This is a genomic window from Cupriavidus sp. USMAHM13, from assembly GCF_001854285.1.
Taxonomy (GTDB): Bacteria; Pseudomonadota; Gammaproteobacteria; order Burkholderiales; family Burkholderiaceae; genus Cupriavidus; species Cupriavidus malaysiensis.
The window spans coordinates 856771-880594 of record NZ_CP017752.1; the positions used below are offsets into that span (position 1 = coordinate 856771).

A 23824-nucleotide genomic window follows, 5' to 3' on the forward strand; every position below is an offset into this window, starting at 1 on the left:
GGCGGCGCCGCGCGCTTCGCGCACCATGTTGCGCGCGATGATGACCTGCTGGACCTGCGGGCTCCCTTCGTACCGGCGGAACCGCCGCACGTCGCGGCGGCGCGCTCAGTCCAGCGTCACGCCCTGGAGCACGGTGGCCCACTGGGCGCGCTCGCGCGCGGCCGTGTTCACCACGTCCTGCGCGTTGCCGTTCCACTGCTCGTAGCCGACGTCGGCGTAGCGCTTCTTGAGGTCGGGGTCGGCCACGGCCTGCTGCACCGCCTGGCCCAGCTTGCGGGCCAGCTCGGGAGCCATGCCCTTGGGCGCGTAGATGGCGTACCAGCCGCCGGCCTCGTAGTCCTTGAGTCCGGCGATGCCGGACTCGCGGAAGGTCGGCACGTCGGGCAGCGCGGGGCTGCGCTTGGGCGAACCCACGGCGATGGCCTTGACCTTGCCGCCGTGCACGTAGGAGCTGGCGGTGCTGATGATGTCGAACAGCAGGTCGATCTGGCCGCCGATGGTGTCCGTCATGGCCGGCGCGTTGCCCTTGTAGGGGATGTGGTTCAGCTCGATCTGCGCCTGCCGGGCGAACAGGGCCGCGGCGATATGGTTGGAGCTGCCCACGCCGGACGAGCCGTAGCTGAGCTTGCCGGGGTGGGCCTTGGCGTAGGCCACCAGCTCCTGGGTGGTGCGGAACGGCTCCTTCTGGTTGGCCACCAGCATGTTGTAGTAGCGCGCCACCGGTGCCACCGGCGTGAGGTCCTTGGCCGGATCGAACGGGAGGTGCCGCATGATGTTGGGCGCGACGGTCAGCGCGGCGCTGGCGGCGAACCACAGCGTGTTGCCGTCGGGGCGGGCGCGCACCACCTCGTGGCCGGCCAGCGTCGCGTTGGCGCCGGGCTTGTTGTCGACGATGACGTTGGCGTTGAGGCTCTTGCCCAGCGCGACGGCGAACAGGCGCGCGGCCTGGTCGGCAGGGCCGCCGGCGGCGTAGCCCACCACCAGGCGGATCGGCTGGCCGCCGGCCTGCGCGTGCGCGGAGACGGTGGCCAGCGCCGCGCCGCACAGGGCAAGGGTGGACAGCAGGAGGCGGCGGCGTGAAGCGGACATCAAGACAATCTCCTTCGTAATGCGGGAAGCGGAAAACAGGAAGCGGAAAGCAGGAAACGCAGGCACGGCCGCGCCCGCCGCGCCGCCGGACGGGCCGGCGCGCGGGCGCGGGGTGCTGCGCTTCAGGGGGAACGGCGCCGCGTCAGCAGCGCTCGAAGACGGCGGCGATACCCTGGCCGCCGCCGATGCACATGGTTTCCAGCCCGTAGCGGCCGCCGCGGCGCTGCAGCTCGTGCAGCAGCGTGGCCAGGATGCGCACGCCGGTGGCGCCGATCGGGTGGCCCAGCGAGATGCCGGAGCCGTTGACGTTGAGCTTGTGCTCGATGGCATCCTGGTCGTGCCAGTCCCAGCCCTTGAGCACGGCCAGCACCTGGCAGGCGAAGGCCTCGTTCAGCTCGACCAGGTCCATCTGCTCCAGCGTCAGGTTCAGGCGCGCCAGCAGCTTCTTCACCGCCGGCACCGGGCCGATGCCCATGTGCGAGGGCTCGCAGCCGGCGGCCGCCCAGCCCACCAGCGTGGCCATGGGGGTGAGGCCGAGCTCGGCCAGCTTGTCCTCGGCCACGATCAGGCAGGCGGCGGAGGCATCGTTCTGCTGGCTGGCGTTGCCGGCGGTGACGGTGCCGTCCGGCATCAATGCGCGCAGCTTGGCCAGGCTGGCCAGCGAGGTATCGGGGCGGAAGCCCTCGTCGCGCGTGAAGGCGACGGGGTCGCCCTTGCGCTGCGGCACCTGGACCGGCACGATCTCATCGGCGAAGCGGCCCGCTTCCCACGCCGCCGCGGCGCGCGCGTGGCTGCGCACGGCGAAGGCGTCGGCCTGCTCGCGGCTGATGCCGTAGTCGCGCGCCAGGTTCTCGGCGGTCTCGATCATGCCGGAGATCCTGCCGAAGCGCTCCACCGGCTGCGAGCGTTCGCGGCCGCGGTCGAGGCGGTCGAAGAAGCGCACATTGCCCGAGCGCGCGCCCCAGCGCATGTCGGTGGTGTAGTACTCGATATTGCTCATGCTCTCCACGCCACCCGCGATCACCACGTCGGCGGCGCCGCTCTGCACCATCATCGCGGCGGTGACGATGGCCTGCAGGCCGCCGCCGCAGCGGCGGTCGAGCTGCATGCCCGGCACCTCGACCGGCAGGCCGGCCTGCAGCGCGGCCCAGCGGCCCACGCAGGGCACTTCGCTGTTGGCGTAGGACTGGGCGAACACCACGTCGTCGATGCGGGCGGGATCGATGCCGCTCTTCTGCACCACGGCGCGCACCGTGGTGGCGGCCAGTTCCTCGACGGGCACCGGTCGCAGGCTGCCGCCGAAGGTGCCGACGGGGGTGCGGAGGGGGGTGACGATTGCGGCTCTGCGCATGGGAGTCTCCTTGGGAAGGTCTGTGGAATGGGCTGGGTCGGTCAGGCGGGATCGGCGGCCGGCATGTCAGGCCGCGGCCGCCGGTCCCGGCTGGGCCACGAAGACCGCGCCGCACTGGCGCAGCAGCGCATGGCCCTGCCGTTCGAGCTCGGCGCGGTGCGCCGGCGCGGCGATGTCCAGCATGCGGCGCATGCGTTGCGACAGCGTCGCGCCGCGCAGGTCGGCCACGCCGTATTCGGTGACGATCAGGCCGGCGTCGGCGCGCGGCGTGCTGACCGGGCCGGACAGCGCCGCCACGATGCGGCTGCTGTCCTTGGCCGTGGCCGGCAGGGCGACGATGGGCAGGCCGCCGCGGCTGCGCGCCGCGCCGCGCAGGAAGTCGACCGCGCCGCCCACGGCGCCGACGTAGACGCCGGCGGCCACCTCGGCATTGACCTGGCCGGTCAGGTCGACCTCGATCGCGGCGTTGATGGCGGCCAGCTTGTGGCTGGCGGCGAGCACCTCGGGGTCATGGGTATAGCGGGTCTCGCGCAGCTCGAAGCCTGCGTTGCGGTGGGCCCAGCGCCGCACCCGCTCGCCGCCCATCAGGATGCCGCCGATGCCGAGGCCGGTGTCGACGGTCTTGCGCGCGTTGGTCAGCACGCCGGCCTCGGCCAGCGCGGCGATGCCGTCGCCGACGGCGCCGCTGTGCAGCCCCAGGTCGCGGTGGCCGTGCAGGGCGGCCACCACCGCCTCGGGCAGGTTGCCGATGCCCATCTGCAAGGTGGCGCCATCCTCGATCCAGCCGGCGATATGGCGCGCGATGGCCTGCTCGGCCTCGCCGGGGGCGCCGCGGCCGAGGTCCAGCGGCGGATACTGCGCCGGCACCAGCAGGTCGATGTCGTCCGCCGTCAGGTAGCGGCTGCCATGGGTCCAGGGCAGGGCGGGATTGACCTCGGCGATGACCACGCGGGCGCGGTCGAGCGCGGCCGGCATGTATTCGTGCACCACGCTCAGGCTGTGGCGGCCCAGTTCGTCGGCGGCCGACACCTGCACCAGCACCACGTCCGCCGGCAGCGTGCCGGCGCGGATCAGGCCGGGCAGGTGCGAGTAGTGGCTGGGCACGATGTCCAGCACGCCGGCCTTGGCCAGCTGCCGGTGCGGGCCGCTGGCGGCGTAGCCGAAGAAGTCGAACACGTCGGCCTGCGCGGGCTGCAGCGTGTCGGCCTGGCCGATGCCGACGAAGATGCCGAGCCGCCCGCCCTGGGCGATGGCGTGGCGGTGCCCGACCAGCGCGCGCGTCAGGGTCAGCGGCTCGGCGGTGGCCTGTCCCCACCAGACGGTGTCGCCGGGGCGGATCAGGGCCTGCAGTCGCGAGGCCAGGGTTTGCGTGTCCACGGAACGGTAGCTCCTAAGGGGGCGGGGGGCAGGGGGGGCAGGCCGGCGGCCGGGCTGCGGCCGGCGGCGGGATGGCGGTCGGGCGGAATGCCGGCCGGTGCCGGCCGCTGTCGCCCGGTGTCGGCCGGTGTCGGCGTTCGGGCCGGCTCAGGCAAGCGGCTCAGGCAAGCTCGGCCCAGCCGTGGCTGAGCACGACCTTGTCGCGCTCGGCCACGCGGGCGCGCAGCTGGAAGTGGTTCGGCTGGCCCGGCACGCGCCAGATCTCGGTCACCAGCGTCTCGCCGGGGTAGACCGGCGCGGCGAAGCGGATGTCGAGCGCGCGCAGGCGGGCCGGGTCGCCGCCGGCGCACTGGCGCAGCAGCGCATGCCCCACCAGGCCGTAGCTGGCCAGGCCGTGCAGGATGGGGCGCGCGAAACCGGCCGCGGCGGCCACCGCCGGGTCGGCATGCAGCGGGTTGTAGTCGCCCATCAGGCGGTACAGCAGCGCGGCCTCGGGGCGGATCGCCCGGGTGTCGGTGAAGTCCGGGGCGCGCTCCTCGGGCACGGGCTGCAGCGCCGGCAGCGGCGCGTCGCTGGGCTGGCCGCCGTCGCGCAGGCTGTAGCCGCCGTCGCCGCGCAGGAAGGAGACCTGCTGCACGGTGGCGAGCAGTTCGCCCTGCGCGGTTTCCAGGCGCCGCTCGGTCACCATGATGGCGCCCTTGCCCTCGCCCTTGTCGCTCAGGTGGGTGATGCGGTTGTGGCCGACGATGTCGGCGCTGGCCGGCAGCGGGCGGTGCAGGCGCATGCGCTGCTCGCCGTGCAGCAGCTTGACCCAGTCGATGCCGGTGTCGGCCTCGCGCGCCCAGAAGCCCGGATAGCCGAGCACCACGGCCTGGGTGGGCAGGGCGCGCAGGCCGCCGGCCTTGCCCTCGAACACGAAGGGCAGGGCGGCCTCGTCCAGCGGGTCGCTGCCCAGGCCCAGGCTGAGCGCGTACAGCATGGTGTCGCGCTCGGCGTAGTGCTGGCGGATGGGCGCGAAGGCGCGCTGCTTGAGGTGGTCGTAGCGGATGGCCATGGGTGTCTCCTCCTGGTCGCTGGCTCGGATCGTTGGTGCTGCTGGCGGGCTCTGCGGGTTCTGCGGGCTCTGCGGGCTCTGCGGGTTCTGCGGGTGCTGCCGGGTGGTTCCTGCCGCTCGCGTCGGCTCAGACCGGATCCCAGCAGAACACGTCGCCCGAGCGCTCCATCGGCACGAAGGCGGCCTTGAGCGCCGGCATGCCGTGTTCCGCGATGAAGCCGGGCGTCCAGCCTTCGCTGCGGTGCACGGAGCGCAGCGGGCGCGGCTGGCTCATGACGAAGATCTCGTTGTTGCGCACGGCAAAGACCTGGGCATTGACCTCGCGGGCAGCGTCGGAGAGCAGGTAGACGGCCAGCGGCGCGATCTTGTTGGGCGTCATCTGCTGGATCTTGGCCACGCGCGCCTGCTGCTCGGGCGTGTCGGTGGGGATCGAGCCGATCATGCGGCTCCAGGCGAACGGCGCGATGCAGTTGGAGCGCACGTTGAACTTCTGCATGTCCAGCGCGATGCTCTTGGACAGCGCCACCAGGCCGAGCTTGGCGGCGCTGTAGTTGGCCTGGCCCAGGTTGCCGATCAGGCCCGAGGTCGAGGTCATGTGCACGAAGGCGCCGCCCTCCTGCTCCTTGAAGTGGTTGGCGGCGGCGCGGCTCATGTAGTAGCTGCCGTACAGGTGCACCTTGAGCACGGCGTCCCATTCGTCCACGCTCATCTTGTGGAAGAAGCGGTCGCGCAGGATGCCGGCGTTGTTCACCACGCCGTCGACGCGGCCGAAGGTGTCCACGGCGCAGGCGATGATGCGGGCCGCGCTGTTGGCTTCCGACACGCTGTCCGTGTTGGCCACCGCCTGGCCGCCGGCGGCCTGGATCTCTTCGACCACGCGCTGCGCGGGACCGGCATCCTGGCCTTCGCCGTTGGTCGAGGTGCCGATGTCGTTGACCACCACCTTGGCGCCCTCGGCGGCCATGGCCAGGGCGATATCGCGCCCGATGCCGCCGCCGGCGCCCGTCACCACCACCACCTTGTCCTGCATCATGCCTGCCATGTCGATCCCTCTCTTGTGTACGGAAATTGCCGGCAGGATCTCGCCAAACGGCGTTTTGCGCTATTCGACAATGCCAATGGCCGCCTTCGGCAATGGTGAAAGTGGGGCGCGACCGTGGGGTGGAAGTGAAGTGCAAGGCGGCGGCGGAGCGGCCTGGCGCGGCGCCGCGGGGGGCACGATCCCGGCGCGATCCCGGCGCGACCCGGGCAGGACTTAAGCACACGCGAAGACGCGCTTCCGCAAACGCTGATTGCGCCGGCGGCCGACTGGCCCGACCATGCGGACCTGACGTACCAGACACGGGCGTGGACCGGGTCCGGCGTGTGCGGGCAGCGGCCCGCCGCCGCCGTGCCGGCCCGCGCCGCCGCACCGCCGGCGCTTGCGCGGCAAGCCCGGGGGCCCTGAACAGCCAACACGCCGAACGTTTCCATGATCGAGCAGACCCAATCCAACAACTACCAGGAAATCCGCGACGCGGTGCGCGCGCTGTGCGCCGAGTTCCCGGACGAGTACTTCCGCAAGGTGGACGAGCAGCGTGCCTATCCCGAGGCCTTCGTCAACGCGCTCACCAAGGCCGGCTGGCTGGCCGCGCTGATCCCGCAGGAGTACGGCGGCTCCGGCCTGGGGCTGACCGAGGCCTCGGTCATCATGGAGGAGATCAACCGCTGCGGCGGCAACTCCGGCGCCTGCCACGGCCAGATGTACAACATGGGCACGCTGCTGCGCCACGGCTCCGAAGCGCAGAAGCAGAAGTACCTGCCCAAGATCGCTTCCGGCGAGTGGCGCCTGCAGTCCATGGGCGTGACCGAACCGACCACCGGCACCGACACCACCAAGATCAAGACCAAGGCCGAGAAGAAGGACGGGCGCTACGTCGTCAACGGCCAGAAGGTATGGATCAGCCGCGTGCAGCACAGCGACTGGATGATCCTGCTGGCGCGCACCACGCCGCTGGCCGAGGTCAAGAAGAAGAGCGAGGGCATGTCCATCTTCATGGTGGACCTGCATGAGGCGCAGAAGAAGGGCATGATCGTGCGTCCGATCCCGAACATGGTCAACCACGAGACCAACGAACTGTTCTTCGAGGACCTGGAGATTCCCGAGGAGAACCTGATCGGCGAGGAGGGCAAGGGCTTCAAGTACATCCTCGACGGCCTCAATGCCGAGCGCACCCTGATCGCCGCCGAATGCATCGGCGACGGCTACTGGTTCATGGACCGCGTCACCCAGTACGTGAAGGAGCGCCAGGTGTTCGGCCGCCCCATCGGCCAGAACCAGGGCGTGCAGTTCCCCATCGCCGAGACCTTCATCGAGCTGGAGGCCGCCAACCTGATGCGCTGGAAGGCCTGCGAGCTGTTCGACGCACACCAGCCGATGGGCGCCCAGGCGAACATGGCCAAGTACCTGGCGGCCAAGGCGAGCTGGGAGGCCGGCAACGCCTGCCTGCAGTTCCATGGCGGTTTCGGCTTCGCCTGCGAGTACGACGTGGAGCGCAAGTTCCGCGAGACGCGCCTGTACCAGGTGGCGCCGATCTCGACCAACCTGATCTATTCCTACGTGGCCGAGCACATCCTCGGCCTGCCGCGCTCGTTCTGAGCCCCGGCCGGCCCTCCCCCGGGCGGGGGCGGGCTGCCCCGCGCCGGGCACGTCACGCCCGGCGATTGCACCCCGTCCCGGGCGACCCTACACTGGCACCCATCGGGGCCCGCCGGGCCCCGCCCGCCGATCGACCGCCTTGCCCAGGAACCCCAGCGAGATGTCCCCGCCCCCCACCACCGCGCAGCGGATCAGCGATATCCCGCGCCAGCGCGCCGGGCTGGCCCCCGACGATACGGCCGTGGTCGAAGACGGCCGCACGGTGTCCTATGCGCAGCTGTGGGCGAACGTGGAAGCGGCGCGCACCTACCTGCAGGACCAGGGCGTGGCCACCGGCGATCGCGTGCTGGTCGTCGCCGAGAACTGCCTGGCGGTGATCACGCTGCTGTTCGCGCTGTCGGAGCTCGGCGCCTGGCCGGTGGTGGTCAATGCGCGCCTGTCGGAGCGCGAAGTCGATGAGATCCATGCGCACTGCCGGCCGCGCCTGGCGCTGTTCACCCATGGCGCGTCGCCGGACGCGCTGCGCCATGGCGTGCGCTACCGCGCGCTGGAGGGCGTGCTGCCCGGCCTCGGCCCGCTGATGGCGGGCGCGCTCGACACGGCCAGTCCGCGCGAGCCCGAAGCGGTCGCGCGCGAGGTCGCCGCGCTGCTCTATACCTCCGGCACCACCGGGCAGCCGAAAGGGGTGATGGTCACCCACCGCGGCCTGCTGCACTATGCCCGCGTCACGGTGGCGTCGCGCCGGCTGCGGCCGCACGACTGCGCCTATGCGCTGATGCCGATGTCGCACGTGTTCGGGCTGGCGACGGTGCTGCTGTCCACCTTCCAGGCCGGCGCCAGCCTGTACCTGTGCGCCCGCTTCAGCGCCGCCGACGTGGTGGCGGCGCTGCGCGCGGGCGAGATCTCCATCCTGCAGGGCGTGCCGACCCTGTTCAGCCGCATCCTGGCCCACTTACGCGCGCAAGGCCCAGGCGCGCAGGGCCCCGGCGCGCAGCCGTGGGGCCGGCTGCGCTACCTCTACACCGGCGGCGGCCCGCTGGACCTGACGCTGAAGCGCGAGGTGGAGGCCCTGTTCGGCCTGCCGCTGCACCACGGCTACGGCATGACCGAGTACGCCGGCTCGCTGTTCGTCACGCGCATGGAGCAGCCGCGCGCCGACTGCTCGGCGGGCCAGATCGTCGAGGGCGCGGAGCTGCGCGTGGTCGGCGCCGACGGACAGCCGGTGCCGGCCGGCACGCCGGGCGAGCTGTGGGTCAGGGGGCCGGGCGTGATGCGCGGCTACTACCACGCGCCGGAACTCACCGCCGACGCGCTGCGTCCCGACGGCTGGCTCAACACCGGCGACATCGGCCGGCTCGGCGAGGACGGCGCGCTCTTCATCGTCGGCCGCACCAAGGACCTGATCATCCGCTCGGGCTTCAACGTCTATCCGATCGAGGTCGAGTCGGTGCTCAATGCGCATCCGTCGATCCGCGTCTCCGCGGTGGTCGGCATGCCGGGCCAGGACGGCGACGAGGAAGTGGTCGCCTTCGTCGAGGTGGCCGAAGGACAAGCGTTCGACGTGCCGGCGGTGCAGGCCTACCTGAAGGAACGCCTCTCGCCCTACAAGCGGCCGCAGCGCATCCTGCGCGTCGCCACCATTCCCCGCACCGCGAGCGGCAAGCTGCTCAAGCTCCAGCTGCGCGGCATGCTGGCGGAGCCGCGCTAGCCGCCGGCGGTGCGCCGGTTGGCTCCCCGCTGGTCTGCCCCCCTCTCCCGCCTGCGGGAGAGGGGCCGGGGGTGAGGGCAGGCGCTGCCTGGCCGTGGCGAGTGGGATCACACCATCGGCTTTGTTTCCGTGCTTGCGTGCTGGATCACACCGTTGGCTTCGTCTCTGTGCTCGCGCGCTGGATCACACCGTTGGCTTCGCTGGGCTTGGCGCCTTGCTAGACCACCCCTCACCCCCGCCCTCTCCGTGCGGGGAGAGGGAGCCAGGACACTATGCTTGGCCGGCGGTGTTGGCTGTCTTCCCCGCTCAGTCCTGGCGCCCGAGGCCGTCCTCGACCAGCAGGTCCACCAGCTTGCGCGCGAAGACCGGCAGCGCGGCGAGATCGGCCACGCAGATCTGCAGCTTGCGTTCCGCCCATTCGTCCTCCAGCCGCACGATCTGCAGCGCCATGGTGCGCGCGTGGCGGCTGGCCGTGCTCTCGGGCAGCACGCCGATGCCGACGTTGGCTTCGATCATGCGGCAGGCGGTCTCGAAGTTGCTGACCTGCACGCGCCAGCGCAGCGCGCGCTGCAGGTCGCCGGCGGCGCGCTTGAGGAAGTTGTGGATCGCGCTGGCCTCCGGCAGGCCGATGAAGTCGTAGTCGAGCGTGTCGATGAAGCCGACGTGCCGGCGCTGCGCCAGCGGATGGCTCAGCGCGGTGGCGAGCACCAGGCGGTCGTGCCGGTACGGCATCACCTCGAGGCCTTCGGTGCGCACATTGCCGGCGACGATGCCGATGTCGACCATGCCCTCCTGCACCGCGCGTACGATGTCCGGGCTCAGGCGCTCCTGCATCTCGATGGTCACGTCCGGGTGGTTGACAAGATAGGTGCGCAGCACCGCGGGCAGGTACTCGCTCATCGCGGTGGTATTGGCCAGCACGCGCACATGGCCCTTGACGCCGGAAGCGTACTCCTGCAGGTCGCCGCTCAGCTGCTCGAGCTGGCGGATCACGCGGCGCGCGTGGGCCAGCAGGGTCTCGCCGGCGCCGGTGACCTTCACGCCCTGGTTGCTGCGGCTGAGCAGCTTGACGCCGACGTGTTCCTCGAGGTTCTTGATGCGGGTGCTGGCCGCCGCGAGCGAGAGGTGCGAGCGCTCCGCGCCCCGCGTCAGGCTGTTGGCCTCGGCGATATGCGTGAAGAGTTTCAGGTCGACCAGGTCGAAGCGCATGACTGCTGCGGGCGGCGGTGTCTCGGAGCGGGCGGATCGCGGGGATCGCGCGCATCGCTCGAATCGTTATGGGGCCCAGGGCATGCCGCGGCCGGGTGGCGGCGGTGCGATGGGACAGGCGGACAGTCCCGCGATTATAGTGAATCGGGCCGCCCCGTGGCAGGCGCGGCGGCGGGAAGGGCGGCAGCGGCGCGGGCGTTACGGCCGGCCGAACGTTAGCTTCGGGAAATGCAGATAGCGGCCACGGCGGCCGGCGGCGATGATGGCAGCCGGAACCGTCTGCCCCCACATCCCATGCACGCCCATCTGCACGCCTGCCAGCACCTCAGCCTGCGCCATCTCCTGCCGGCATTCCCGCTCTCGGTGGCCGCCCTGCAGGGCCGCGTGATCCTCCGGCGGCGCGGCTTCGAGCGCGCGCTGGCGCCCGGGCAGCAGGTCCTGCTCGATGCCTTCGAGCCGGTCGAGCTCGGCCTCGATGGCAGCAGCGAGCAGCCTTCGTCGTGTGCGCTGGCCCTGCATGTGGCGCGTCCGCCCGCGGTCGACGGCGCGTTGCACCGGCAACTCTCGCGCCGCATCTTCCTGCAGCCGCAGCACGCGTGGAATGCGAGCGACATCGCCAGGCTGCTCGATATCCCGCCGCCGCAGCTGCGCCGCATGCTGTTCTCGGAAGGCACGGCGCTGACCGAGCTGTGCCGCACCCAGCGGCTGATGCGTGCGCTGTTCGAAACCCTGGCAGGCCATGCCGCGGCCCAGGTGAAGCGGGCGGCCGGCTGGCCGCCGCAGGGCGACTTGGCGTCGGCCTTCTACGACCGCTTCGGCATCGCCATGCACGCGGCGCGGTCGCTGGCGGGCGCGCCGCGGCTGCGCCTCCCGCTGGCGCAGCCATGGCCGCGCGGTGTCGAGGGAGGAGGCCTGGCGGCGCGGCCGGCGCTGCGCTGAGCCCGATGCGCGCCGCCCCCGGCAGGGCGGGGCGGGCTCGGCAGAACCGCGCCATGCCGCCCCCGCGCTCCCGTAGAATCGGGCCCATCCGTCACGCTCCCTGCCCGCCGATGCTGCTGCCGATCCCGCCATGCTCCGTGCCGCGCCTGCCCGCGGCGCTCTCCCTGCTCGCCGCCGTGCTGCTGGCCGGCTGCGCGCCTGCCACCGTGGTGCAGACCAACCATGCCTCGGACTATGTCGCCCGGCCCGGCCGCATCTATGTCGCCACCGGCGCGGGCATGGGCTGGGGCAGCGAGTTCTCGCAGGCCTTCCAGCAGAAGTTCCAGGAGATCGTCGGCGCCTGCGGCAATACCGCCGGTTTCGTCGAACTGTCGGGGCTGGAACTGGACCAGCGCACGCCGGTCCAGCGCGCCGCCGATTTCCGCGCCGATACGCTGCTGACCATCGCCCATGGCGGCGGCGTGGTCATGATGGGCGGCGGCAACCGCATTTCGATCCACTATCTCGCCACGCTGGGCGCCATGCAAGGGCATCGGCCGGTCTGGCGCGGCAGCTTCGACTTCGGGCGCGGCGGCACCGTGATCCCGCTGGCCGAGCGCGGCGCCGTGTTCGCGGTGGACCTGACCAACGGCCTGATCCGCGACCACATGCTGCCGGGCTGCCGCCAGATCGCCCTTGGCCAGGGCAGCCGGCTCGAAGGTGCCGGCGCCGGCACGGCGGGCCGGGCCGTCCCATCGCAGACCGAGGCGCCGGTGGCATCGGTGGCATCGGTGGCGTCGCTGGCGGCTGCGCCCGCTGCCGCCAAGGCACCGCCGCCCGCCACCGGACAGGCGAGCCTGCAGGACCTGGATGGCCTGCTGCCGGCCGCCGGTGCCGCCGCGGCCCCCATGCCGGCTGCCGGCACGGGTACGTCGTCGGCGCGCGCCTTCGCCGATGCGGTGCGGCGGCGCGTGCGGCCGAACGTGCGCGTCGACGCCGAGATCGCGGGCAACCCTGCCGCCGTGGTGATGGTGGAATTGCGCGGCGACGGCAGCCTGCTGCAGTCCCGGCTGGTGCAGTCCAGCGGCGACGCGCGCTGGGACACTGCGGTGATGCGCGCGGTGGCGCTGTCCGCGCCCTTCCCGCTGCCCGACGACGGCCGCCTGCCGACACGCTTCACCATCACCTTCCGGCCGAAGGATTGAGGCGGCGCGCCAGGAGGACTCCTCGCGCGGCGGCCGGGAGAGGCGGGGACGGAGGGCGGGGACGGCGGCGGGTTCAGTTGGCGCGGCGGGCGCCGTTAATCCTTGCTGTAACGCATCATTGACCGCCCCCATGCTCAAGTCCGCCTTACCCTGCCTGCTGATCGGCCTTCCCGCGCTGGTCGGCATCAACTTCGTCTGGCCCGCGCTGCAGGCCCTGCACGCCTGCGACGACGCGGGTTCGCGGCTGTTCCAGGCCATCGTCGAGCGGGGCGGACAGGTCGGCCAGCGCGAACTGGAGGCGATCCGGCGCAGCTGTTCGGCGCAGGCCAGGTCGGAGGCGGCTCCGAGCCCGGCGCTGTTCAAGGGCCTGGAACTGCCCGCGTTCTCGGTCAGCAAGTAGCCGCTCCGCCAGTAGCCGCTCCGCCAGTAGCCGCCCAGCAGGCCGGCAGTCCGCAAGCCGCCCGCGCCGGTGGCGCCGTGGCGGGAGGCCACAACCTACTGATCGGGCGCATCCTGCTGATGGCGGCATCAGCGCGGGCTTTGCCTCGGTGTTCGGCACGCCGCTGGCCGGCGCCGCCCGAAGCCGCCCGAAGCCGCCGCGCGCTGAGACAGGGCGCGGAATGCCCCGCGTGCCGCGCCCGTCACGCCAGCCAGGCGTGCCATGGGGCGGAAGGTGGCCCGCCGAGCCGGTCTGGTTCCGGTGCGGCGAGTGCGGCGAGTGCGGCGCATGCGCCACAGCCACGGGCCACCCCCGGGCGCGCCGCTCAAGTTCGCCCGGCACCGTCCGATAGCCGGGGCGTATAGCCGGCGGCCGTGCTGCGATGGGCGCAGCGCGGGAGACCGCCTGCATGCACTCGCCCCCGCCCCCATGTCCTCCCGCCTGACGATCCGTCTCCGACTGCTGCTGTCCGTCTCGACGTTGTTCCTGCTTGCCCTGCTGGTCGGCGCGGCGGGCCTGCTGGGCCTGCGCGACGCCAACCGCGCCCACGAGCAGACTTTCACCAACCAGTTTCCGTCCGCGCTGGCGCTGGGCGAGTCCGACCTGAGCCTGACCCGTGCGCGCACCGCGCTGGACAAGTCGATGCTGTACCCGTCCGACGCGGACGCGATGCCGCTGCTCGACCGCACCGAGGAGCTGATCACCCGCTCCGACGCGGCCTGGAAGCGCTACCTGGCGCTGCCGCGCGACGCCGAGGAGGACCGCCTGGCCCAGGCGCTCGCGCCGCAGCGCGAGGCGGCCGTCAAGAGCCTGCGCGACATCATCGCCGCCCTGCGCGCCGGCGACCGCGCCAGCGCCGATGCCCTGATGGAGAAGAGCGTCTCCAAGGCCTTCCGCGCGGCCAACGACGCCAGCCAGGCGCTCGGCAAGCTGCAGCTCAAGCTGTCGCAGGCCAACTTCGACGATTCCCAGTCGGCCTACGCCCGCTTCCGCTGGGTGGTGCTGGCCGCCATCCTGATGGCGCTGGCGGTCGCCGCGTGGTGCGCCTGGTCGCTGCTGCGGGCCATCGTCGGCCCGCTGGAGGCGGCGGTCGCCCAGTTCGACCGCATCGCCGCCGGCGACCTGGCGCAGCCGGTGCGCCACCAGCGGCGCGACGAGATGGGCCGCCTGCTGGATGGCCTGGCGCGCATGCAGGGCGCGCTGGCCGAGACCGTGCAGCGCGTGCGCCACGGCTCGGGCGCCATCTCGGCGGCCACGCGGCAGATCGCCGCGGGCAACGCCGACCTGTCGCAGCGCACCGAGCAGCAGGCCAGTTCGCTGCAGCAGACCGCCGCCAGCATGGAGCAGATGACCTCGATCGTGCGGCAGAACGCCGACAACGCAGGCCAGGCCTGCCAGCTCGCCGACAGCGCCTCCGAAGTCGCGCAGCAGGGCGGCACGGTGGTGTCCGACGTGGTGCGGACCATGCGCGAGATCAGCACCGCTTCGCGCACCGTGACGGAGATCATCGGCGTGATCGACGGCATCGCCTTCCAGACCAACATCCTGGCGCTGAATGCCGCGGTGGAAGCGGCGCGCGCGGGGGAGCAGGGCCGCGGCTTCGCCGTGGTGGCCGGCGAAGTGCGCAGCCTGGCTCAGCGCAGCGCCGCCGCCGCCAAGGAGATCAAGGCCATGATCGAGGCCTCGCAGACCAAGGTGGAAGCGGGCAGCGCGCTGGCCGAGCGCGCCGGCAGCACGATGGCCGATATCGTCGCCTCGATCCGCCGCGTGACCGACATCATGGGCGAGATCGCCGCGGCCTCGAAGGAGCAGAGCACCGGCATCCACGAGGTCAACAAGGCGGTCACGCTGATGGACGAGGCGACGCAGCAGAACGCCGCCCTGGTCGAGGAGGCCGCCGCCGCGGCCGCCGCGCTGGAGGAGCAGGCGCGTTCGCTCGACGGCGCCATCGCCGTGTTCCGCCTGCATTGAGGGACCGGCGGCGCGTTCAGCGCAGGCCCAGCAGCCGCTCCAGGCCGTGCGCCAGCGCGGCGAGGCGCGCGCCCGCCTGGGCCTCGACGGTGGCGAAGCGGCCGCGCTTGCGGTGCACCGCGCAATTGAGCACGAACCACTGCGAGTCGACCTGCGCGCACAGCGGCGTGGCGAAGCCGTAGACGTCGGGGTGCCATTCGGCCGGGCTGGAGCAGAAGCCACGCCGCTCCAGGCTCTCGCGCGCCGCGGCCAGCGCCGGCATGGCGCGCCGCACCGCCTCGGCATCGTGCAGGCGCAGCCGGTTCAGCACGGCTTCGCGCTCGGCGGCGCCGCAGCGGCATAGCCAGGCGCGGCCGATGGCGGTGCTCAGCATCGGCACCGCCGCGCCGATGTCCGGCGCGGTCAGCAATTCCTCGGTGGAGCGCGCCGTCTCCACGTACAGCATCTGCGTGCGGTCGCGCACGCCGAGCGATACCGCGCCGCCCAGTTCGTCGGCCAGCGCCTTCATCAGCGGCCGCGCGACCTGGCGGATATGCATGCCGGCCAGCAGCGGATAGCCGCTCGCCAGCACCGCCGCGCCGAGCCGGTACTTGCCCAGCGCGCGCTCGTGGCGCAGGTAGCCGAGCACCGTCAGCGTATGCGTGAGCCGCGCCACGGCCGACTTGGACAGGCCGGTGCGCAGCACCAGCTCCCGGTTGCCCAGCAGCGTCTCGCCTGGGCGGAAGGCCAGCAGGATGTCGAGGCCCTTGGCCAGCGTGCTGGCGAACTGCGGGTCGCGCCCGCTTTCCGCTTCAGCCGCCATGCCGGCGCTCCAGGTCCTGCTCCAGGTCCGCCTCCACCGCCGCCACCAGCCGCGCCAGTTTCGGGCCCATCTCGCGCTCGAGCTTGCGCGGCGTCATGCGCAGCGCCGGCACGCCGCAATTGAAGACCAGGATCTCGCCGTCGGTCTCGGCGCGCATCGGCACCGCCACCGCGTGCACGTCGCGCTGCCAGTCGCCGCGCGAGCGGCAGAAGCCCAGCGCGGCGAGGTCGTCGCAGGCCTGCGCCACGGCGCCGGCGCAGCGCTCCCATAGCTCCGGTTCGCCGGCGCGCAGCGCCTCCAGCACCGGTGCGCGCGCCTCGGCCCCCGCGCGCGCCAGCCAGGCGCGGCCCATGGCCGTGCTCAACATGGGCAGCGCGGCGCCGATGTCCGGCCGGAAGGCGACCGCGTCGTGGCCGCGGCTGGTCTCGACGTAGACCATCTGCAGGCGGTCGCGCATGCCCAGCGAGACCGAGCCGCCGACCTCGTCGGCGAGCGCGCGCATGCGCGGCCGCGCGACCTGGCGCACGCGCAGTCCCGCCAGCAGCGGATAGCCCAGCGACAGCGCGGTGGGGCCGAGCCGGTAGCGGCGGTACTGCTGGTCGTACAGCAGCAGCCCGCGCGCCGCCAGCGTATAGGTCAGCCGGCTGATGGTGGCGCGCGACAGCCCGGTGCGCGCCGCCAGCTCGGCATTGCCGAGCATCGGCTCGCCGACGCGGAAGCACTGCAGCAAGGCCAGGCCATGCGCCAGCGTGGTGGAGAACTCGTGGTCGGGATGGCGTGGGCGCGGCGGCATGCGGACGGCGACGGGCGGCGGCGGTGGCGTTGGCTGGAGGCGGGTGGAGGCGCTGCAGGGGCAGGCAGCGGCTCGGCTCGATCATACGCCGCGCCGCGCGGGCCGGCGCGGCGCGCGTTCCGGATATCGAAACAGCGGTCTCGCATTCCGGGCCCCGCTGCTAGGCTGTGCCTGACCTGCTGCCCCGGCGGCACGGAACGATGCACAGCACGATGGAGACAGACAGATGATCCGCGACCCCGGCGCCTTCGACGCCTTCCTGCACAGCCTGCGCCGCTTCGTGCGCGAGCGCCTGATCCCGCAAGAGGCCGAGGTGGCCGCGCGCGACGAAGTGCCGCCGGCGCTGGTCGACGCGATGGCCGCGCAGGGCCTGTTCGGCTATTCGATCCCCGAGGCCTACGGCGGCGCGGGCATGAGCACCGAGGAACTGGTGCTGGCGGCGATCGAACTGTCGCAGTGTTCGGTCGCCTTCCGCGCGCGCGTCGGCACCAATACCGGCATCGGCTCGGAGGCGCTGGTGGCCGACGGCACGCCGGAGCAGAAGCAGCGCTACCTGCCGCGCCTGGCCCGCGGCGAGCTGACCGGCGCCTTCGCCCTCACCGAGCCCGAGGCCGGCTCCGATGCCACCGCGCTCGCCACCAGCGCGCGCCGCGAAGGCGACCACTACGTGCTCAACGGCACCAAGTGCTTCATCACCAACGCACCCATCGCCGGCCTCTTCACCGTGATGGCGCGCACCGATCCGCAGCAGGCCGGCGCGGCCGGCATCTCCGCCTTCATCGTCGAGCGCGGCACGCCGGGGCTGACCACCGGCGCGCCCTACCAGAAGATGGGGCAGGCCGGCTCGCCGGTGTCGGAGGTGCACTTCCAGGACTGCCGCGTGCCGGCCGCCAACCTGATCGGCGGCATCGAGGGACAGGGCTTCCGCACCGCGATGAAGGTGCTCAACAAGCAGCGCATCCACCTGGCCGCGCTGTGCACCGGGCCCGCCATCCGCATGCTCGACGAGGCGCTGCGCTTCGTCAGCGGCCGCAAGCAGTTCGGCCAGCCGCTGGCCGACTTCCAGCTGGTGCAGGCGATGATCGCCGACTGCCAGACCGAGATCCACGCCGCGCGCGCGCTGATCCTCGAAACGGCGCGCCAGCGCGACCGCGGCGAGGACGTGACGATGCAGGCCTCGATCTGCAAGTACTTCGCCTCCGAGATGTGCGGGCGCGTGGCCGACCGCTGCGTGCAGATGTTCGGCGGCTACGGCTATATCGCCGACTTCGGCATCGAGCGCTTCTACCGCGACGTGCGCCTGTTCCGCCTCTACGAAGGCACCAGCCAGATCCACCAGCTCAATATCGCCAGGCGCACGCTGGCCCAGGCCGCGCGCTGAGCCCCCGCAGGAGACCTCCGCCATGTTCAAGTTCCTCATTGCCGCCGCCCCGCTGCTGCTGGGGCTGCTGTGCCAGCCGGCGCCCGCGCAGGCGCAGGCCGCCGCCACCTATCCGAACCGCGTGATCCGCCTGGTGGTGCCGTTCGCGCCGGGCGGCTCCACCGATCTCGTCGCGCGCCTGCTGGCCGAGCAGCTGCGCGCCGAGCTCGGCCAGACCGTCATCGTGGAAAACAAGCCGGGCGCCGGCGGCAACATCGGCGGCGAAGCGGTGGCCAAGGCCGCGCCGGACGGCTACACGCTGCTGCTGGCCGCGGCCGGCCCGACCGTGATCAATCCCAGCCTGTACGCGCACATGCCGTTCAGCCCGCTGCGCGACCTGGCGCCGGTCACCATGATCGCGCGCGAGCACAACCTGATGGCGGTCAACGCCGCGCTGCCGGTGCGCAACGTCAAGGAGTTCGTCGCCTACGCCAAGGCGCATCCGGACTCGCTCACCTTCGGCTCGCCCGGCAACGGCAGCCCGGCCCAGCTTGCCGGCGAACTGCTCAATCGCAGCGCCGGGCTCAAGCTGCAGCACGTGCCCTACAAGGGCACCGGTCCCGCGGTGGCCGACCTGGTGGCCGGCCACATCACGCTGCTGATCGACAATATGCCGGCGCTGCTGCCCCAGGTGCAGGCGGGCCGGCTGCGCGCGCTGGCGGTGGCCAGCGAGCAGCGCGCGAGCGCGCTGCCGGACCTGCCGACCGCCGAGGAGGCCGGGCTCAAGGGCTTCGTGGTGACCGCCTGGAAGGGGCTGATGGTGCCGGCCGGCACGCCGCCGCAGGTGATCGCCCGCCTGCATGGCGCGGTGGTGAAGATCCTGGCCCAGCCCGCGCTGCGCAAGCGCCTGACCGACCTCGGCGCCGAGCCGGTCGGCAATACGCCGGAACAGTTCGCGCAGCAGATCCGTGCCCAGACCAGCTGGTGGGCGGCGCTGGTCAAGGCTACCGGCACCAGCCTGGAGTGAGCGCCGTGGAGCCTGCCGCCATGACCGCCCCCGCCGAACTGGACGCGCTGCGCGCCAAGGTGCGCGACTTTATCGAGCAGCATGCCATCCCGCGCGAGGATCCCGCGCTGGCCCATGATGTCGGCCGGCTCGACGCGGCGGTGGCCGAGCTGCGCGCCATCGCGCGCGCCGCCGGCATCTACGCCCCGCACCTGCCGGTGGAGATCGGCGGCCTCGGCCTGGACTGGCAGCAGCGCGCCGCCATCCTCGAAGAGGCCGGCCGCAGCTTCCTCGGCGCGCCGGCGCTCAACTGCGCGCCGCCCGACCAGCCGAACATGGTCAACCTGCTGCGTCACGGCACGCCGGCACAGCGCGAGGCCTACCTGATGCCGCTGGTGCGCGGCGAGCTGCGCTCCTGCTTCGCCATGACCGAGCCGGCACCCGGCGCGGGCTCCGATCCCGCCATGCTGCGCACCACCGCCACACGCGTGCCGGGCCGCGGCGGCGCGCCCGGCAAGTGGGTGATCGACGGCCACAAGTGGTTCATCAGCGGCGCGGTCGGCGCCGCCTTCGCCATCGTGCTGGCGCGCACCGGGGACGGCGCCACGCTGTTCCTGGTCGATACCGGCAATCCTGGCTACCGGCTGCTGCGCAATATCCCGGGCATGGACGGCTACCAGGTCGGCGGCCATGGCGAGATCCTGCTGGAGCGCTGCGAGGTCGGCGACGGCGCCGTGCTGGGCGAGCCCGGCCAGGGCTTCGCCTACGCGCAGGCGCGCCTGGAGCCGGCGCGGCTGTCGCACTGCATGCGCTTCATCGGGCGCGCTGCGCGCGCGATGGAGATCGCGCAGGACTACGCCCTGCGCCGCGAGTCGTTCGGCCAGCGCCTGGCCGACCTGCAGCAGGTGCAGGCCATGGTGGCCGATTCGCACATCGACCTGCACGCCAGCCGCCTGCTGGTGCAGGACTGCGCGCGCCGCATGGATGCCGGGCAGTCGGTCAAGCACGAGTCGGCCATGGCCAAGATCTTCGTGTCGGAAGCGGTCTGGCGCGTGGCCGATCGCGCCGTGCAGATCCTGGGCGCGCTCGGCATCTCCGACGACACGCCGGTATCGATGATCCAGCGCGAGCTGCGCCCCTTCCGCATCTACGACGGCGCCTCCGAACTGCACCGCGCCACGCTGGCGCGCCGCATCTTCACCCAGGGACTGCGCCCCTGAGACCTGACGAGACAACCATGACGACGAAGCAAGGCGCCGCCGCGGCGCATGGCGCGGGCCCGCTGGCGGGCATCCGCATCCTCGACATGGCCACCGTGGTGGCCGCGCCGTTCTCCAGCACCCTGTGCGCCGACATGGGCGCGCAGGTGGTCAAGCTGGAGCTGCCCGGCGGCCCCGACCCGCTGCGCGGTCTCGCCCCGGTCAAGGACACGCTGCCGCTGTACTGGAAGGTGACCAACCGCGGCAAGCGCGGCATCACGCTGGACGTGCGCCAGCCCGCCGGGCGCGCCCTGTTCCTGCGCATGCTGCCGGAATTCGACGTGCTGGTGGAGAACTTCCGCACCGGCACGCTGGACCGCTGGGGGCTGGACCTGGCCACGCTGCATGCGGCCAACCCGCGCCTGACCGTGCTGCGCCTGACCGGCTTCGGCCAGACCGGCCCCTATGCCGGGCGCGCCGGCTTCGCGCGCATCTTCGAGGCCATGAGCGGCTTCACCAACCTCGCCGGCGAGCCGGGCGGCCCGCCGCTGCACATGAACTATCCGATGGGCGACATGGTTGCCGGGCTGTTCGGCGCCTTCGCCATCGCCAGCGCCATGGCCGAGCGCCGCCGTCCGGAAAGCGCCGGCATGCCCGGCCGCGAGATCGACCTGTCGGCCACCGAGGCCCTGTTCCGCCTGCTCGAACCGCTCGCGGTCGAGTACGAACAGCTCGGCGTGGTGCGCCAGCGCGCCGGCAACCGCGCCACCTATACCGCGCCGTCGAACATGTACGCCTGCGCCGACGGCCAGTGGGTGTCGCTGGTGGCGTCGTCGGACCCGATCTTCCGCCGCCTGTGCCGCGCCATGGGCCGGCCCGACCTTGGCGACGATGCGCGCTTCGCCAGCAATCCGCTGCGCACCGCCAACCTGGAAGCGCTCGACGCGGAGATCCGTGCCTGGTTCGCCGCGCAGCGCTACGCCGACCTCGCCGCCGTGCTGGCCGCGGCGGAGATCCCCTTCTCCAAGATCTTCACCATCGCGGACATCGTCGACGACCCGCATTTCCAGGCGCGCGAGGCCATCGTGCGCCTGCCCGACCCGGACCTCGGCAGCATCCCCGCGCCCTGCGTGGTGCCGCGCTTCTCCGGCCACGCACCGGCGCCCGCGCGCAGCGGGCCGGGCGTGGGCGAGCACAATGCGGAGGTCTACGGCGCGCTCGGGCTGGGCGCGGCCGAGCTGGAAGCGCTGAAGCGCGAGGGCGTGGTGTAGCGCAGCCTGCGCGGCGCGGCCTCAGGGTTGCTGCAGGTCCTGATCCGGCCTTGGCGCGGCGCGCCCGGGTGTACTGTCCGCCTGCGGCCGCGCGGGCGGCAGCGGCAGCACCTTGCCGCTCAGCAGGCGGTCGAGATCGTTGCGGTCGACTACCTCGCGTTCCAGCAGCAGCCGCGCCAGCGCGTCGAGCCGGGCGCGCTGGCCGGCCAGCGTGGCGCGCACGCGCAGGCCGGCCTCGGCCAGCGTCTTGCGTACCTGCGCATCGATCATCTGCGCGGTGCGTTCGCTGTACTCCTTGCGCTCGCGCTGCGGCAGGCCGCTGCTGGAGAAGAGTGGATTGGGCGGGCTTTCGTAGGTGGCCAGGCCGAGCGCCTCGTCCATGCCGAACTGGGTGATCATCCGGCGCGCCATGTCGCTGGCGCGCTGCAGGTCGTCCTGTGCGCCGGTGGAGACGTCGCCGAACACCAGTTCCTCGGCGATGCGACCGCCCAGCAGCACGTCGAGGCGGTCGAGCAGTTCACTGCGCTTGAGCAGGTAGCGGTCCTCGGCCGGGGTCTGCTGCGTGTAGCCGAGCGCCGCGATGCCGCGCGGGATGATGGAGATCTTGGTGACGCGGTCGGCATGCGGGCGCAGCTCCGCCACGATGGCATGGCCGGCCTCGTGGTAGGCGATGGTTTCCTTTTCCAGCGCGTTCATCACGCGGTTCTTGCGCTCCAGGCCGCCCACGATGCGGTCCAGCGCCGCATCGAAGTCGGACATAGAGACCGCCGCCTTGCCCTCGCGCGCGGCCAGCAGCGCGGCCTCGTTGACCAGGTTGGCGAGGTCGGCGCCGGCGAAGCCGGGGGTGCGCGCGGCCAGCGCGGCGAGTTCGACGTCGGGGCCGAGGGTCACGCGCCTGGCATGCACCTTGAGGATCTGCTCGCGCCCGCGCAGGTCGGGCCGGTCCAGCGCGATGTGGCGGTCGAAGCGGCCGGGCCGCAGCAGGGCCGGGTCAAGGATCTCCGGCCGGTTGGTGGCCGCCATCAGGATCACGCCCTTGTTGGTGTCGAAGCCATCCATCTCCACCAGCAACTGGTTCAGCGTCTGCTCGCGCTCCTCGTTGCCGCCCACCGCGTTGAGGGCACGGGTCTTGCCCAGCGCGTCGAGTTCGTCGATGAAGATGATGCAGGGCGCGCGCGTCTCGGCCTGCTGGAACAGGTCGCGCACGCGTGCCGCGCCGACACCGACGAACATTTCGACGAAGTCGGCGCCGCTCAGGCTGAAGAAGGGCACTCCGGCCTCGCCGGCCACCGCCCGCGCCAGCAGCGTCTTGCCGGTGCCCGGCGCGCCGAGCAGCAGCACGCCCTTGGGAATCTTGCCGCCCAGGCGCTGGTAGCGGCCCGGCTCCTTGAGGAAGTCGACGATCTCCGCCAGTTCCTGCTTGGCTTCGTCGATGCCGGCGACATCGGCGAAGGTCACGCCGGTCTCGGTCTGCATATAGACCTTGGCCTTGCTCTTGCCGATCTCCATCAGCCCGCCGGCGGCGCCGCCGATGCGGCGGATCAGCAGGCTCCAGATGGCGAAGAAGATCAGCGCCGGCAGTACCCAGGAGAGCACGGTGCCGAGCACCTTGTTATCCATCTGACCCGTGAAACGCACGTGGGCAGCTTCCAGCTCCTGCACCAGCGAGGGATCGGCCACGCGCACGCTGCTGAAGGCGCGCGGGCCGTCGCCGTGGCCGCGCGCGGCTTCGGCGCGCGCCTTGCCGAGCACGTCGTCGATGCCGGCGGTGGAGAAGGTGCCGCTGATGACCTGCTCGCCGACCGACACTTCCTCGATCTTGCCGGCGTGCAGCAGCGCCTTGAAGTCGCTGTAGGGCAGCGTCTCCACCTCGCCGGAGAAGAGATAGGCCTGTAGCGCAAACATGGCCAGCATGGCCGCGGCCAGGTACCAAAGGGAGAACTGCCGGCGCGATTCCATCGGCTTCATGGGGGGCTGTCCTGGTATGGCGGCGAGCCGCGATGCGCTCTGGCGCTCACGCCAGCCAGCGCGCCGCCGCGTCCGGCGCAGCGCGGCGGCTGCGCACGGCCTGCAGCAGGCGCAGGCCTTCGTGGGTGAGCTGGATGCGCTGGGCTGGCGCCTGGGCATCGAGCTGCACCAGGCGGCGCTCGACCAGCACACGAATGTCCTCGGGATCCATGCCGGCTGGCGGCTGTGGATGGCCCAGTACCATCAGCGTCGCGATTTCGTGCGGGCTCAGCATGATTTCGTCTCCCGTGCGTGGGCACCGTGGGCGCCGTGCCTGTCGTGGCCGCCGCGCGGATGCCGCGGCCCGTGCGCAGGCAAATATAGCCGCTGCACCGGCGCCGGGCGGCGCGCTGCGTGCTGCGTTTGCGCCAGGTCAAACCGCGCTGGCGAATGTGCTTCCGGCGCCGTGTAACGGCGTTGCAGGCGC

General features: G+C 72.2%; 20 protein-coding genes. 10 read left to right on the plus strand and 10 right to left on the minus strand.

Annotated features, from left to right (window positions below; genetic code table 11):
* Positions 1 to 105 precede the first annotated feature (105 nt).
* From BKK81_RS22165 to BKK81_RS22185, 5 genes are all read right to left on the minus strand, one after another.
* Positions 106 to 1089, minus strand: coding sequence for a Bug family tripartite tricarboxylate transporter substrate binding protein (locus BKK81_RS22165; protein WP_071017764.1), 984 nt, complete (start codon positions 1087 to 1089; stop codon positions 106 to 108).
* A gap of 142 nt (positions 1090 to 1231) precedes the next feature.
* Positions 1232 to 2440 carry an acetyl-CoA C-acetyltransferase gene (locus BKK81_RS22170; protein ID WP_071017765.1) on the minus strand — a complete coding sequence of 403 codons (1209 nt, stop codon included), beginning with the start codon at positions 2438 to 2440 and terminating at the stop codon, positions 1232 to 1234.
* A gap of 66 nt (positions 2441 to 2506) precedes the next feature.
* A complete protein-coding gene (locus BKK81_RS22175; RefSeq protein WP_071017766.1) occupies positions 2507 to 3817 on the minus strand; it encodes an acetyl-CoA hydrolase/transferase family protein in 1311 nt (436 codons plus the stop codon).
* Positions 3818 to 3977: 160 nt separating this feature from the next.
* On the minus strand, positions 3978 to 4871 hold the full coding sequence (locus BKK81_RS22180) for a MaoC/PaaZ C-terminal domain-containing protein (protein ID WP_071017767.1): 894 nt from the start codon (positions 4869 to 4871) through the stop codon (positions 3978 to 3980).
* A gap of 127 nt (positions 4872 to 4998) precedes the next feature.
* On the minus strand, positions 4999 to 5904 hold the full coding sequence (locus tag BKK81_RS22185; RefSeq protein ID WP_418235926.1) for an SDR family NAD(P)-dependent oxidoreductase: 906 nt from the start codon (positions 5902 to 5904) through the stop codon (positions 4999 to 5001).
* Between the two features lie 438 nt (positions 5905 to 6342).
* Between BKK81_RS22185 and BKK81_RS22190 the strand changes: the two genes are divergently transcribed.
* Entirely contained in the window at positions 6343 to 7509 is a 1167-nt protein-coding gene (locus BKK81_RS22190; RefSeq protein WP_071017769.1) for an acyl-CoA dehydrogenase family protein, read from the plus strand.
* 160 nt (positions 7510 to 7669) lie between these two features.
* Positions 7670 to 9217, plus strand: coding sequence for a class I adenylate-forming enzyme family protein (locus BKK81_RS22195; RefSeq protein ID WP_071017770.1), 1548 nt, complete (start codon positions 7670 to 7672; stop codon positions 9215 to 9217).
* A gap of 306 nt (positions 9218 to 9523) precedes the next feature.
* Here BKK81_RS22195 and BKK81_RS22200 read toward each other — a convergent pair whose 3' ends face one another.
* On the minus strand, positions 9524 to 10426 hold the full coding sequence (locus tag BKK81_RS22200) for a LysR family transcriptional regulator (RefSeq protein ID WP_071017771.1): 903 nt from the start codon (positions 10424 to 10426) through the stop codon (positions 9524 to 9526).
* A gap of 294 nt (positions 10427 to 10720) precedes the next feature.
* Here BKK81_RS22200 and BKK81_RS22205 point away from each other — a divergent pair, with 294 nt between their 5' ends.
* The 4 genes from BKK81_RS22205 to BKK81_RS22220 all read left to right on the plus strand — a co-directional run bounded on the left by BKK81_RS22205 (position 10721) and on the right by BKK81_RS22220 (position 14959).
* Positions 10721 to 11365, plus strand: coding sequence for a hypothetical protein (locus BKK81_RS22205; protein WP_071017773.1), 645 nt, complete (start codon positions 10721 to 10723; stop codon positions 11363 to 11365).
* Between the two features lie 110 nt (positions 11366 to 11475).
* On the plus strand, positions 11476 to 12549 hold the full coding sequence (gene tolA, locus BKK81_RS22210; protein WP_071017775.1) for a cell envelope integrity protein TolA: 1074 nt from the start codon (positions 11476 to 11478) through the stop codon (positions 12547 to 12549).
* 130 nt (positions 12550 to 12679) lie between these two features.
* Positions 12680 to 12949, plus strand: coding sequence for a hypothetical protein (locus BKK81_RS22215; protein ID WP_071017777.1), 270 nt, complete (start codon positions 12680 to 12682; stop codon positions 12947 to 12949).
* A gap of 468 nt (positions 12950 to 13417) precedes the next feature.
* On the plus strand, positions 13418 to 14959 hold the full coding sequence (locus BKK81_RS22220; protein ID WP_071017779.1) for a methyl-accepting chemotaxis protein: 1542 nt from the start codon (positions 13418 to 13420) through the stop codon (positions 14957 to 14959).
* A gap of 16 nt (positions 14960 to 14975) precedes the next feature.
* On the opposite strand, the gene BKK81_RS22225 is transcribed toward BKK81_RS22220, so the two are convergent.
* Together BKK81_RS22225 and BKK81_RS22230 are read right to left on the minus strand one after the other, a co-directional pair.
* Complete coding sequence (locus BKK81_RS22225; protein WP_071017781.1) at positions 14976 to 15761, minus strand: IclR family transcriptional regulator; 786 nt, start codon at positions 15759 to 15761, stop codon at positions 14976 to 14978.
* Positions 15751 to 16554: an IclR family transcriptional regulator gene (locus BKK81_RS22230; RefSeq protein ID WP_071017783.1), complete on the minus strand. Its 804-nt coding sequence runs from the start codon at positions 16552 to 16554 to the stop codon at positions 15751 to 15753. The genes BKK81_RS22225 and BKK81_RS22230 overlap by 11 nt, the downstream gene beginning before the upstream one ends.
* Before the next feature lie 226 nt (positions 16555 to 16780).
* On the opposite strand from BKK81_RS22230, the gene BKK81_RS22235 reads away from it, so the two are divergent.
* From BKK81_RS22235 to BKK81_RS22250, 4 genes are read left to right on the plus strand one after another with little or no spacing between them, the layout of a single operon-like run.
* The gene (locus BKK81_RS22235) at positions 16781 to 17935 is read left to right on the plus strand and encodes an acyl-CoA dehydrogenase family protein (protein ID WP_071017785.1); all 1155 of its coding nucleotides are present in this window, start codon (positions 16781 to 16783) and stop codon (positions 17933 to 17935) included.
* A 22-nt stretch (positions 17936 to 17957) separates the two neighbouring features.
* A complete protein-coding gene (locus BKK81_RS22240; protein ID WP_071017787.1) occupies positions 17958 to 18941 on the plus strand; it encodes a Bug family tripartite tricarboxylate transporter substrate binding protein in 984 nt (327 codons plus the stop codon).
* Between the two features lie 20 nt (positions 18942 to 18961).
* Positions 18962 to 20140 carry an acyl-CoA dehydrogenase family protein gene (locus BKK81_RS22245; protein ID WP_071017788.1) on the plus strand — a complete coding sequence of 393 codons (1179 nt, stop codon included), beginning with the start codon at positions 18962 to 18964 and terminating at the stop codon, positions 20138 to 20140.
* A gap of 17 nt (positions 20141 to 20157) precedes the next feature.
* The gene (locus tag BKK81_RS22250; protein WP_071017790.1) at positions 20158 to 21390 is read left to right on the plus strand and encodes a CaiB/BaiF CoA transferase family protein; all 1233 of its coding nucleotides are present in this window, start codon (positions 20158 to 20160) and stop codon (positions 21388 to 21390) included.
* 21 nt (positions 21391 to 21411) lie between these two features.
* Here BKK81_RS22250 and ftsH read toward each other — a convergent pair whose 3' ends face one another.
* Both ftsH and BKK81_RS22260 read right to left on the minus strand, forming a co-directional pair.
* The gene (gene ftsH, locus BKK81_RS22255; protein ID WP_071022022.1) at positions 21412 to 23349 is read right to left on the minus strand and encodes an ATP-dependent zinc metalloprotease FtsH; all 1938 of its coding nucleotides are present in this window, start codon (positions 23347 to 23349) and stop codon (positions 21412 to 21414) included.
* 55 nt (positions 23350 to 23404) lie between these two features.
* A complete protein-coding gene (locus BKK81_RS22260) occupies positions 23405 to 23632 on the minus strand; it encodes a hypothetical protein (RefSeq protein ID WP_071017792.1) in 228 nt (75 codons plus the stop codon).
* Positions 23633 to 23824: the final 192 nt, after the last annotated feature.

Excerpts from the sequence above, each read along its gene's own strand:
- BKK81_RS22165 (WP_071017764.1), bottom strand. The coding sequence starts at position 1,089 with ATGTCCGCTTCACGCCGCCGCCTCCTGCTGTCCACCCTTGCCCTGTGC.
- BKK81_RS22170 (WP_071017765.1), bottom strand. The coding sequence starts at position 2,440 with ATGCGCAGAGCCGCAATCGTCACCCCCCTCCGCACCCCCGTCGGCACC.
- BKK81_RS22180 (WP_071017767.1), bottom strand. The coding sequence starts at position 4,871 with ATGGCCATCCGCTACGACCACCTCAAGCAGCGCGCCTTCGCGCCCATC.
- BKK81_RS22185 (WP_418235926.1), bottom strand. The coding sequence starts at position 5,904 with ATGATGCAGGACAAGGTGGTGGTGGTGACGGGCGCCGGCGGCGGCATC.
- BKK81_RS22190 (WP_071017769.1), top strand. The coding sequence starts at position 6,343 with ATGATCGAGCAGACCCAATCCAACAACTACCAGGAAATCCGCGACGCG.
- BKK81_RS22195 (WP_071017770.1), top strand. The coding sequence starts at position 7,670 with ATGTCCCCGCCCCCCACCACCGCGCAGCGGATCAGCGATATCCCGCGC.
- BKK81_RS22200 (WP_071017771.1), bottom strand. The coding sequence starts at position 10,426 with ATGCGCTTCGACCTGGTCGACCTGAAACTCTTCACGCATATCGCCGAG.
- BKK81_RS22205 (WP_071017773.1), top strand. The coding sequence starts at position 10,721 with ATGCACGCCCATCTGCACGCCTGCCAGCACCTCAGCCTGCGCCATCTC.
- tolA (WP_071017775.1), top strand. The coding sequence starts at position 11,476 with ATGCTGCTGCCGATCCCGCCATGCTCCGTGCCGCGCCTGCCCGCGGCG.
- BKK81_RS22215 (WP_071017777.1), top strand. The coding sequence starts at position 12,680 with ATGCTCAAGTCCGCCTTACCCTGCCTGCTGATCGGCCTTCCCGCGCTG.
- BKK81_RS22220 (WP_071017779.1), top strand. The coding sequence starts at position 13,418 with ATGTCCTCCCGCCTGACGATCCGTCTCCGACTGCTGCTGTCCGTCTCG.
- BKK81_RS22225 (WP_071017781.1), bottom strand. The coding sequence starts at position 15,761 with ATGGCGGCTGAAGCGGAAAGCGGGCGCGACCCGCAGTTCGCCAGCACG.
- BKK81_RS22230 (WP_071017783.1), bottom strand. The coding sequence starts at position 16,554 with ATGCCGCCGCGCCCACGCCATCCCGACCACGAGTTCTCCACCACGCTG.
- BKK81_RS22235 (WP_071017785.1), top strand. The coding sequence starts at position 16,781 with ATGATCCGCGACCCCGGCGCCTTCGACGCCTTCCTGCACAGCCTGCGC.
- BKK81_RS22240 (WP_071017787.1), top strand. The coding sequence starts at position 17,958 with ATGTTCAAGTTCCTCATTGCCGCCGCCCCGCTGCTGCTGGGGCTGCTG.
- BKK81_RS22245 (WP_071017788.1), top strand. The coding sequence starts at position 18,962 with ATGACCGCCCCCGCCGAACTGGACGCGCTGCGCGCCAAGGTGCGCGAC.
- BKK81_RS22250 (WP_071017790.1), top strand. The coding sequence starts at position 20,158 with ATGACGACGAAGCAAGGCGCCGCCGCGGCGCATGGCGCGGGCCCGCTG.
- ftsH (WP_071022022.1), bottom strand. The coding sequence starts at position 23,349 with ATGGAATCGCGCCGGCAGTTCTCCCTTTGGTACCTGGCCGCGGCCATG.
- BKK81_RS22260 (WP_071017792.1), bottom strand. The coding sequence starts at position 23,632 with ATGCTGAGCCCGCACGAAATCGCGACGCTGATGGTACTGGGCCATCCA.